The organism is Trinickia sp., from assembly GCF_051953955.1.
Lineage (GTDB): Bacteria > Pseudomonadota > Gammaproteobacteria > Burkholderiales > Burkholderiaceae > Trinickia.
This window is the reverse complement of the sequence record NZ_JBQCIF010000008.1, coordinates 39,020-49,795: the sequence shown is the minus strand read 5'-3', so window position 1 is coordinate 49,795 and position 10,776 is coordinate 39,020. Positions and strand designations below refer to the sequence as shown.

The 10,776-nt window shown below is 66.3% G+C and carries 9 protein-coding genes; 6 read left to right on the top strand and 3 right to left on the bottom strand.

Features of this window, described 5'->3' with window-relative positions:
* Nucleotides 1-14: 14 nt before the first annotated feature.
* Together ACTHNZ_RS01365 and ACTHNZ_RS01360 are read left to right on the top strand one after the other, a co-directional pair.
* Entirely contained in the window at nucleotides 15-1,010 is a 996-nt protein-coding gene (locus ACTHNZ_RS01365; protein WP_440540692.1) for a response regulator, read from the top strand.
* A gap of 92 nt (nucleotides 1,011-1,102) precedes the next feature.
* The gene (locus ACTHNZ_RS01360; protein ID WP_440540691.1) at nucleotides 1,103-2,317 is read left to right on the top strand and encodes an EAL domain-containing response regulator; all 1,215 of its coding nucleotides are present in this window, start codon (nucleotides 1,103-1,105) and stop codon (nucleotides 2,315-2,317) included.
* Nucleotides 2,318-2,366: 49 nt separating this feature from the next.
* Here ACTHNZ_RS01360 and ACTHNZ_RS01355 read toward each other — a convergent pair whose 3' ends face one another.
* On the bottom strand, nucleotides 2,367-3,119 hold the full coding sequence (locus tag ACTHNZ_RS01355) for a class I SAM-dependent methyltransferase (protein WP_440540690.1): 753 nt from the start codon (nucleotides 3,117-3,119) through the stop codon (nucleotides 2,367-2,369).
* Nucleotides 3,120-3,417: 298 nt separating this feature from the next.
* Here ACTHNZ_RS01355 and ACTHNZ_RS01350 point away from each other — a divergent pair, with 298 nt between their 5' ends.
* The 4 genes from ACTHNZ_RS01350 to argH all read left to right on the top strand — a co-directional run bounded on the left by ACTHNZ_RS01350 (nucleotide 3,418) and on the right by argH (nucleotide 7,430).
* A complete protein-coding gene (locus ACTHNZ_RS01350) occupies nucleotides 3,418-4,305 on the top strand; it encodes a helix-turn-helix transcriptional regulator (protein WP_440540689.1) in 888 nt (295 codons plus the stop codon).
* Between the two features lie 72 nt (nucleotides 4,306-4,377).
* Nucleotides 4,378-4,974 (top strand): sigma-70 family RNA polymerase sigma factor, encoded by a 597-nt coding sequence (locus ACTHNZ_RS01345; protein WP_440540688.1) that lies wholly within the window; start codon nucleotides 4,378-4,380, stop codon nucleotides 4,972-4,974.
* 78 nt (nucleotides 4,975-5,052) lie between these two features.
* Nucleotides 5,053-5,892, top strand: coding sequence for an anti-sigma factor (locus ACTHNZ_RS01340; RefSeq protein WP_440540687.1), 840 nt, complete (start codon nucleotides 5,053-5,055; stop codon nucleotides 5,890-5,892).
* Between the two features lie 134 nt (nucleotides 5,893-6,026).
* On the top strand, nucleotides 6,027-7,430 hold the full coding sequence (argH, locus tag ACTHNZ_RS01335) for an argininosuccinate lyase (RefSeq protein ID WP_440540686.1): 1,404 nt from the start codon (nucleotides 6,027-6,029) through the stop codon (nucleotides 7,428-7,430).
* Nucleotides 7,431-7,516: 86 nt separating this feature from the next.
* On the opposite strand, the gene ACTHNZ_RS01330 is transcribed toward argH, so the two are convergent.
* A complete protein-coding gene (locus ACTHNZ_RS01330) occupies nucleotides 7,517-8,374 on the bottom strand; it encodes a lysozyme inhibitor LprI family protein (protein WP_440540685.1) in 858 nt (285 codons plus the stop codon).
* Between the two features lie 2 nt (nucleotides 8,375-8,376).
* Nucleotides 8,377-10,656, bottom strand: coding sequence for an Orn/Lys/Arg decarboxylase N-terminal domain-containing protein (locus ACTHNZ_RS01325; RefSeq protein ID WP_440540684.1), 2,280 nt, complete (start codon nucleotides 10,654-10,656; stop codon nucleotides 8,377-8,379).
* Nucleotides 10,657-10,776 lie beyond the last annotated feature (120 nt).

The following is a 10,776-nucleotide window of genomic DNA, read 5'->3' as shown; positions in this document are numbered from 1 at the left end:
ACACCGGATCAATCATGACAGAACTCAACGATCTGACTCCCAAGCGCGCGGCGATCCTCGTCGCCAGCCAATCGGTGGCCGATGCGGAACTCGTCGGCAAATTACTGCAAGACGAGTTCCACAACGTGCGGCTTTCGACGAAACCGGAGTTCGCCGTCGAGGATTTCGAGCAGCACCGGCCGTCGGTGCTCGTCCTCGCCTTCGATACGCTCGAGGCGGCCCAGCGCTACTACATCGGGCTCTATCGGCTCAGCACCGTCGTGCACGAGACGCGCCACCGCGTCGTCGTCTTGTGCAACAAGCATGACGTCTGGACCGTCTACGACCTGTGCAGCCTGGGGCACTTCGACGATTACGTGCTGTTTTGGCCCGCGACCAACGACGCGCCGCGCATCCGCATGTCCGTGCATCAAGCGCTGCGCATCATGACGGCCAAGGAGCAAGCGGGCGATTTCACCCCGCGCGCGGCGCCTGCGGGCGTGAGCGCGCCGAAGCCGCCACGCGCGGCAGCGCCCGCCGAAGCCGAAACGGATACGGTACGGCTTGGCCGCCAAGCAAGCGGGGAGCAGGCCGAAGTCCATGCATCGCCGGCTCGACAGCCGGCCGCGAAAGCGCCGAGCGCCGCACCGCAGCGCCTGGCCGTGCTCGTCGTCGAAGACGACGACTTCCAGCAGAAGCTGATCGGCCGCCTGATGAACGGGCTCGAGATCGACGTCCTGTTCGCGGGCACCGGCGCACAAGCGCTCGAGCAGATGTGGGAGCACAAGCCCGATCTCGTTTTGATGGACGTCGGGTTACCCGATACCAGCGGTGTCGAAGCCACGCGCAAGATCAAGTCGATCGGGCAGTTCGGGCACGTGCCGATCCTCATGGTGACGGGCCACAGCGAGCGCAACATCGTCGTCGACAGCCTGAAAGCCGGCGCCGCCGATTTTCTCGTCAAGCCGTTCGACAAGAACACGCTGCACGAGAAGCTGCGTCAATTCCTGCCCGCCTTGGCGCTGTCGTGAGCGCTTGGCCCAGCCGAGCAATGCAATGCAAACCCAGGCCGAACAAGGCCAAACAAGGCGACGCATCAATCGCAATACCTACGGTGTAGTCCATGGAGCAAAGCACACGCCCCCCCAAGATCCTCGTCGTAGACGACGAGCCGTTCGTGCTCAAGGTGCTCGTGCGGCAGCTGACTCAGCTCGGCTACGAGGACATCCTCTCGTACGAGCACGCCCAAGAAGCGCTCGCCGCATTGGAGTGCGGCGACCATCATGTCGACGTCGTCTTCACCGATCTGCAGATGCCGGGCATGGACGGCGTCGAGTTCTTGCGCCAACTGGTGCAGCGCGGCTACGACGGGCAGGTCGTGCTCATCAGCGGCGAGGACGCACGCATCCTCAAGAGCGCCGAGAAGCTTGCCTATTCGCGCGGCCTGCGCGTGCTCGGATCGCTCGCGAAACCGGCCACGCGCGAGCAGTTGCAGCAGCGCCTGCACGGTGAGGCGACACCGGAGTGCGATGGCGAGGGAGAGCCCAAGCCCGCTTATCCGCCCGAGGAGCTGCGCAATGCGATCGCGGCGGGGCAAATCGTGACTTGCTATCAGCCGCAAGTCGCGTTCGCCACGGGAGAAGTCGTCGGCGTCGAAGCGATGCTCGGCTGGCGGCACCCGCGCGACGGGCTCGTGCCGGCCGATCGGCTGCTGGCCAGCGAGCAATATTACGGCGTGCTCAACGATCTGACGCGCACGATGCTGCCGGCCACGCTCGAGCAAGCGTCGCAATGGCAAAACTTGGGCGATGATTTTCGCGTCGGCATCAACTTGTCGATGGACGATCTGGCCGCGCTCGATTTCCCCGACTTCATCGTCGACGCCGCCGCGCGTGCGCGTTTTCCGCTATCGCGGCTCGTGCTCGAAATCAACGTGGCGCGGATGACGCGCGATCGTCTCCTTTCGCTCGACGTGCTTACGCGGTTGCGGTTGAAGCGCATCAGCCTGCTCATCGACGATTTCGGCGCGGGGCAATCGTCGCTGGCCAATCTGCGCGACGTGCCGTTCGACGAGTTGAAGCTCGACGGCGGCTTCGTGCACGGCGCGAGCCGCGACGCATCGCGCGACGCCATCGTGAAAGCGAGCCTGCTGCTCGCTCGCCAATTGAACATGCGCACGGTCGCGCAAGGCATCGACGATCTCGAAGACTGGAACGTGCTGCGCGCGTTGTCGTGCGATGTCGCGCAAGGCGGCTTCGTGGGTGCCCCCATGGCCGGCGAGGCGCTGCCGGCATGGGCTCGCGCGTGGGCCGCGCGTTACGCGGCGCTCGCCGGTTGACGCTTGCCCAGGGCGGTTCGTGTGGATCTCGGCCCTGGGCGCCCGCGCCTCAATGCGCGTCGATCATCAGCGAATCGAGCATGAACGAGCCGTCGGACTGCACGCCGAAGTACTCGCGCACTTCATCCGGCGCACCTTCCCACAGTGAACGAATGGCCCGTGCGCGCTCGTCGGGGGTGCGCATGCGAGCGATCCACGACGTGTACTCGATCGGCAAGCGCCAACGCTCTCGCACGCTCGCCGTGAACCCCGCCGCGGCGAACATGGCCAACCATTCATCGGCGCGGTAGTTGCGCACGTGCGAGCCGTCGCGCAGCAACTCCACGGCGTGCAAATGCGTGTCGAGCAACGGATGATCGGCGCCGGCCACGTCGATGAACAGCACGCGGCCGGCCGGCTTCAACACGCGGCGCACTTCGGCGAGCGCGTGCGGCACGTCGTGCCAATGGTGCGCACTGAAGCGGCTCACGACCCAGTCGAAAGCGCCATCGGCAAACGGCAGGCGCTCGGCCGGCCCCTGCTTCGTGCGGACATTGGCCAGGCCTCGTTCGCGGGCGGCCGACTCCACGACCGCGAGCATCGGCTCGGCGATATCGTACGCGACGACCGAACGCGCATGCGGCGCACACGCGAAGCTCGCATGGCCGCCACCGCATCCGAGATCGAGCACGTCGGCGTCGGGCGTCGTGCCGATCGCGGCGGCCAGCGCCTCCAGATCGGCGCCGCTCGCGTGGGTTGGACTCGTCAAATAAGCGGCGGCGGTCGAGCCGAATGCGTCCGCGACCTGATCGTGATGTTTCATCGGTGCGCTCCTTGGGCGGCGAATGAAAGAAAAGCGAAGCCGGCAAGCCGGCGCGGCACGTCGACGTTTCGTCGGCCAATCAGCCGTCCGGCGACGCGTACCGCTACAATATGACCTGCGCGGTACCGGTACAAGGCAAGCAAATATCCTGGTATCCGGTCTACCCGGTTTCGAGTGCATCGCGCGGCTCGCCGGCCCTGCATTCATTCGATCGTTCCGTTCACCTGATTCCGTCGCTGCTCCGGATTCATTCGATTCCTCCGATTTATTCGATTCTTTGGTCTCTTCGATCGACCTCATGAGCACCGCCCCGCCGTCCCGTTCTCGCGCGAGCGCGCCCCACTCCGATTCCGCACTGCCCGCGACTGCCACGCGTGCCACGAGTGCCGCGGTCCCGCTGGACGCCACGCCCGCGCGGGCGCTGGGCGAATTCATTCGCGCTCATCGCGAGCGGCTCACGCCACAGGCCGTCGGCCTGCCGCCGGGCCCGAGGCGGCGCACGCCCGGGCTGCGCCGGGAAGAAGTCGCTCAGATGTGTGGCGTGAGCCCGACCTGGTACACCTGGATCGAGCAGGGGCGCCCCGTATCGGCGTCGGCCGACGCGCTCGCCCGAATCGCCGTCGCGCTGCGGCTGTCGCGCGCCGAGCGCGCTTACGTATTCGAGCTGGCCGGCGAGCGCGACCCGGCCGAACCCACGCCGGCCTCGAACGACGCGCCCGCGGCGCTGATCGCGACGGTCGGTCTCGTCGACGCGCCCGCCTATGTCCTCGATCGCCAATGGAATGCGCTGACGTGGAACGCGCAAGCGGCGGAATTGTTCGTCGGCTGGCTCGATGGGCCGCCCGATCCGGCCCGCGAGCGCAATTTGCTGCGCTTCACGTTCACCGAGGCGCAAGCACGCAAGCTCATCGTCGATTGGGAAACGCGTGCGCGCCGCCTGGTGGCCGAATTCCGCGCCGATTCGATCCGCCATCTGAACGACGGCCCCACGCGCGCCCTCATCGATGCGCTGAGCGCCGAAAGCGAGGCGTTCGTGCGGTTTTGGGCCTCGCAGGACGTCGGCGAGCGCGAGGGCGGCACACGGGCGTTCGATCATCCGCGGCACGGACGCGTCGTCTACGATCAAATCACGCTGCGGCCCGCTCATCGCGAGGATTTGCTGCTCGTCGTGCTCGTGCGGGCATGAAGAACTGCAGGCGCGGCTGCGCGCAGGCGGTAAGATAGCGCCCAACGTTCACGACGGCCACGCTGCCGCCCTATGACCCAATTGCCCAACGAACCCACGCCGCCCGTGCTTGCCGCCCTGCTCTCGCGCGTGGCCGCGCAGGACGCTAGCGCGCTGCGCACGCTGTACGAGCTCACTAGCGCGAAACTGTTTGGCGTCGCGCTTCGTATATTGGTGAGGCGGGAATGGGCGGAGGAAGCGTTGCAAGAATCGTTTGTCAATATTTGGCGCCACGCGGGCGATTACCGCGAGACGCTGGCCGCGCCGCTCACCTGGATGGCGGCGATCGTGCGCAATCGCTCGCTCGATTGCCTGCGCCGGCAAAAGGCCGTCGCCGCCGACGGCTCGGCGCTGCTCACCGAATGGAGCGACACGCTGGACGAAGTCATCGCCGGCGACGAGCGCGATCCGGCCGATTCGGCGCTATGGTCCGAACAAGCGAAGCAGCTTTCGATCTGCCTTGCGCGGTTGGATGCGAGCCAGCGGCAGGCGGTGACGCTCGCCTACCTGCGCGATCAGAGCCACAGCGAGATCGCCGAGCAATTGTCGGTGCCGCTCGGGACGGTCAAATCGTGGGTGCGACGCGGGCTCGAAAAACTGAAGATTTGCATGGGGAGCAAACGGCCATGACGACCCCCTACGCTCACTCCGTTCGCTGCCCCCCGTGGGGGCTCAGCCTCCCTTCGGGCGGCCGTGCGGGAGGCTGATATGAACTTACACCGTAATCCCGATCTGATCGATCGCCTCGCCGGCGAGTACGCGCTCGGCGTGCTGCGGGGCGGTGCGCGCAAGCGCTTCGAGGCGCTGGCGCGGCAAGATCGCCTCGTGCGCGAGGCCATCGAAAGCTGGCAGGCGCGCATTGGGGCGATGACCGAGCTCGCCGCGAGCGTCGAGCCGCCGGCAAGCGCCTGGGACGGCATCGAGCGCAGGCTCGGATTCGGCGCGGCATGGAACACCGCGCCGGCGGCTGCCGAGCCGCCCAAGCGGCCGGCCGCCGCACGCCCCGCGCTGGCTCCCGCGCGCGCGCGCTGGTTCGAGTCCCTCGCCTTCTGGCGCGGCTGGTCGATCGGCGCCACGGGCCTTGCGCTGGCGGCCGTCGTCGCCTTGGCCGTGACGTTGCGGCCGTTCGCGCCGGAAGGCTCGAGCGTCGAGCAGACCGCCCAGAATGCGCCAACGGCGCAGCCGGGCGGCGCGAAGATCGAGCGCGTGGCCTATGTAGCAGCGCTCGTGCCGCCCGATCAGCCGAAGAGCCCGACGATGGCCTTCGTGATGTGGGACGACAAGAATGCGATGGCCAGCGTGCATCGGATGACCGGCGGCGACGCCCCCCCGCCCGGCAAGAGCGAGCAGCTCTGGGGCGTCATGCGCGACGGCAAGATGGTCTCGCTCGGGATGCTGCCGGCCGGCGAGGTCGTCGCCATGAAGGTGCACGGCATGAACGCCTACGTGAAGCTCGCCGTTTCTGTCGAGCCGATGGGCGGCTCCCACCGCGCGGACGGGCCGAGCGGCCCCGTCGTATGCGAGGGATCGCTGATGGCGACGGCATAGCGCGTCGCGGCGGGCGGGGGCGTGCCCGCGCCTTCCCCGCACGGCGCGCATGGCGGCAATGGGGCGCCCGGGCGGCAGTGATAAAATCGACGGCTTCCCAGCCGCTTCGGCCCACCTTCTCACCGCCCATCATCATGACGTCTCAACTGCACAAAAAAGGCGAAGCCTGGTCGGCTCGCTTCTCCGAGCCGATGTCCGAGCTCGTCAAGCGCTATACGTCGTCGGTCTTTTTCGACAAGCGCATGGCGCTCGTCGACATCGAAGGCTCGCTCGCGCACGCGAAGATGCTGGCCGCGCAAAAGATCATCGGGGCCGACGACCTCTCGGCCATCGAGCGCGGCATGGCGCAGATCAAAGGCGAGATCGAGCGCGGCGAATTCGTCTGGCAGCTCGATCTCGAAGACGTCCACCTGAACATCGAAGCGCGCCTCACGGCGCTGATCGGCGATGCGGGCAAGCGCCTGCATACGGGCCGCTCGCGCAACGACCAAGTCGCCACCGACATCCGCCTCTGGCTGCGCGGCGAAATCGATCGAATCGGCGGTCTCATCAAGGATCTGCGCACGGCCCTGATCGATCTGGCCGAGCAGCATGCCGAAACGATCCTGCCGGGCTTCACGCACCTGCAGGTCGCGCAGCCCGTCACGTTCGGCCATCATCTGCTCGCCTACGTCGAAATGTTCGGCCGCGATGCCGAGCGCATGCGCGATTGCCGCACGCGCGTCAACCGCCTGCCGCTCGGCGCCGCGGCGCTGGCCGGCACGAGCTATCCGATCGATCGTCACGCGGTGGCGAAGACGCTCGGCTTCGACGGCATCTGCGCGAACTCGCTCGACGCCGTTTCCGATCGCGACTTCGCGATCGAATTCACGGCAGCGGCGGCGCTCGTCATGACGCACGTCTCGCGTTTCTCGGAGGAACTCGTGCTTTGGATGAGCCCGCGCGTAGGCTTCATCGATCTGGCCGATCGCTTCTGCACGGGCTCTTCGATCATGCCGCAGAAGAAGAACCCGGACGTGCCCGAGCTCGCGCGCGGCAAGACGGGGCGCGTGAACGGCCACCTGATGGCGCTGCTGACGCTGATGAAGGGCCAGCCGCTCGCCTACAACAAAGACAATCAGGAAGACAAGGAACCGCTGTTCGACACGGTCGATACCGTCGCCGATACGCTGCGCATTTTCGCCGAGATGGTGGCCGGCATCACCGTGAAGCCCGAAGCCATGCGCGCCGCGGCGCTGCAAGGATTTTCGACGGCGACGGATTTGGCCGATTACCTCGTCAAGCGCGGCCTGCCGTTCCGCGACGCGCACGAGGCCGTGGCGCATGCCGTGCGTATCTGCGTCGATCGCGGCTGCGATCTGGCCGATCTGACGCTCGACGAGATGCGCGGCGAACTGCCGAACGTCGCCCATCTGATCGGCGAGGATGTGTTCGGCTATTTGACGCTGGAAGGCTCGGTGGGTAGCCGCAACCATCCGGGCGGCACGGCACCGGCGCAAGTGCGCGCCGCTATCGAAGCGGCACGTAAGACGCTTTGAATGCCAGCGCGGCGCAGGGCTTCGCTCAGCCTCGCCGCGCCCGACAGCGAAGCGAGTAGCGAGCGACTCGCTAGCGCCCCCTCACCTCAATCGTTTCCGGCCGTCTCCGATAGCCGCTTGATCGTTGCAACGCGCTCGCCAATGAGATCGGCGCGTTCCGCTTCCGTGCCGAGCGGAGCCGTCGCGGCGAAATATGCCGACCATGCGCGCTGCGCACGAACGAGTGTGGCCCGCGCGCGGGCCGGCAGCTTCTCGCGCAGTGCGCGCTCGTAACGCCGCAAATCGAATTGCGCGTGCTCGCAAGCCGCGTCTGCATTGCACGGCCGCATCCGCTCGTCGTGCGCACGCGCGTCGTCGCTTTGCGCGCGTGGCGCGGCGGCAGCCGGACTCGATGCCGCCGGTGCGTCGGAGCCGGCACCCGCCACCACCGATGCCGAACCGGAAGCCGCGGAAGCCGCGGCAGACGCTGCCGCCGGGGCCGGCGCAGGCGGCGCAAACCGCGAGGCGGCATGCCGCACCGCGAGCGCACGATCACGCACCGATTGCAACTGCACGTTCGCCTGCGTGATCGAATAGGTGCTGCCGCGCGTCGTCTCGAAAACGGCGTGAATCAGCGCCGCCTCTTCCTTGCGCCACGCGAGCCAACGGGTCTGGCTGTCCGCCCAGCGGCGCTTGACGTCCTCGGGCGCGTTGGCGGCAATCGAGCGCATCGCGGCATCGATCGCCGCTTGCCAAGCATCGCGCGCCGCATCGATGCATTGCACCTGACCCGGCGTCGACGATCGATCCGCGCGCGCCGAGCAGGCCTGCATCGCCGTATCGATCGGGTCGGCCCGCGCCGCTTCGGCCCGCGCCGCGAGCGGCGCGGCCGACAGCGCAAGGACGAGCGCGCAGCGCATGGCCGATGACGCGAGCGCGCCGAGAAGGGGGTTCGGCGTCGACATCGTCAAGCCCGCACGCAGTCGACGAAATATTCCGTGCGCCCGCCGGCCGTTTCCGCCACAAGGCCGTGAATGTCCGTCGAGAAACCGGGAAAGCGCTCATTGAATTCGCGCGCGAACCGCAGATAGTTCACGATCGTCTTGTTGAAGCGCTCGCCCGGAATCAACAGCGGAATGCCGGGCGGATAAGGCGTCAACAGGATGCTCGTCACGCGTCCCTCGAGTTCGTCGATGGGCACCCGATCGATCTCGCGGTGCGCGAGCTTCGCGAACGCGTCGGACGGCTTCATCGCGGGCTCCATGTTCGACAGGTACATCTCCGTCGTCAGGCGCGCAATGTCGTTCGCACGGTAGACGCTGTGTATCGCCTGGCACAGATCGCGCAGCCCCATGCGCTCGTAAGCGGGGTGCTGCGCGACGAATTCCGGCAGCACGCGCCATAGCGGCTGGTTCGTGTCGTAATCGTCCTTGAACTGCTGCAACTCGGTCACCATCGAGTTCCAACGGCCCTTCGTGATGCCGATCGTGAACATGATGAAGAACGAGTAGAGGCCCGTCTTTTCGACGATGATGCCGTGCTCGGCCAGATACTTCGTCACGATCGCGGCCGGAATCCCCGTCTCGCCGAAGTCGCCGGCCATGTCGAGCCCCGGCGTCACGATCGTCGCCTTGATGGGGTCCAGCATGTTGAAGCCGTCCGCGAGCGGGCCGAAGCCGTGCCACGGATCTTCGGCGCGCAGAATCCAATCTTCGCGCGAGCCGATGCCTTCGTCGGCAAGCGCTTCGGGACCCCACACCTGGAAGAACCAGTCGTCGCCGTATTCGGCGTCGACCTTGCGCATCGCACGTCGGAAGTCGAGCGCTTCGGCGATCGACTCCTCGACGAGCGCCGTGCCGCCGGGCGGCTCCATCATCGCGGCCGCAACATCGCACGAGGCGATGATCGCGTATTGCGGGCTCGTCGAGGTATGCATCAGATAGGCTTCGTTGAAGCGGTGCCGATCGAATACGCCATGCTCGGAATCTTGCACGACGATCTGCGAGGCCTGCGAAATGCCGGCCAGCAGCTTGTGCGTCGAATGCGTCGCGAACACGAGCGCGCCCGTGCGCGGGCGCCCCGCGCCGATCGCATGCATGTCCTGATAGAACGGATGGAACTCCGCGTGGGGCAGCCACGCTTCGTCGAAGTGCAGCGTATCGAGGAAGTCGCCGAGCAGCGCCTTGATCATCTCGACGTTGTAGACGACGCCGTCGTACGTGCTCTGCGTGATCGTGAGAATGCGCGGCTTCAGGTTCGGATTCTTCTCGAGCGCCTCGCGCGCGAACGGGTTCGCCAAGATCTTCTTGCGGATGTTCTCGGGCTTGAATTCGTCGCGCGGAATCGGGCCGATGATGCCGAAATTGTTGCGCGTCGGCGTCAGGAAGACCGGGATCGCTCCGGTCATCGTGATCGCGTGCAGAATCGATTTGTGGCAATTGCGGTCGACCACGACGATGTCGCCCGGCGCGACCGTCGCGTGCCAGACGATCTTGTTCGACGTCGAGGTGCCGTTCGTCACGAAGAACAGGTGATCGGCGCTGAAGATGCGCGCGGCGTTGCGCTCGGACGCCGCCACGGGCCCAATGTGATCGAGCAGTTGGCCAAGCTCGTCCACGGCGTTGCAGACGTCCGCCCGCAGCATGTTCTCGCCGAAGAACTGATGGAACATCTGGCCGAGCGGGCTTTTCAGAAACGCGACGCCGCCCGAGTGCCCCGGGCAATGCCACGAATACGAGCCTTCGTCCGCGTACTTGACGAGTTCCTTGAAGAAAGGCGGCGAAAGCGAATCGAGATACACCTTCGCTTCGCGCACGATATGGCGCGCGACGAACTCGGGCGTGTCCTCGAACATGTGAATGAAGCCGTGCAGCTCGCGCAGGATGTCGTTCGGCAAATGGCGCGAGGTGCGCGTCTCGCCATAGAGGAAGATCGGGATGTCCGCGTTGCGCCGGCGCACTTCGGTGACGAACGCGCGCAATTCGAGAATGGCCGTGGCCAACTCGGGCAACTCCCCGTCCGGTCCCGTTTCGCCGAGCATGAGTTCGTCGTCGTCGAGCGATAGGATGAAGCACGACGCGCGGCTCGATTGCTGCGCGAACGAAGTCAGGTCGCCGTAGCTCGTCAGGCCGAGCACTTCCACGCCCTCCCCTTCGATCGCTTCCGCGAGCGCGCGGATGCCCGAGCCCGAAATGTTCTCGGAGCGAAAATCTTCGTCGATGATGACGACGGGGAAACGAAACTTCATGGACGAATCTCCAAAAACAAGTGTCCTGGGTTGAGCGTTGCCCAACTCAGGACACTGTGACCGCGGGCACGGGATCATCGCATCCCTCGTGCCCGCGGCCGCCGAAACTGCCTAGTTTCT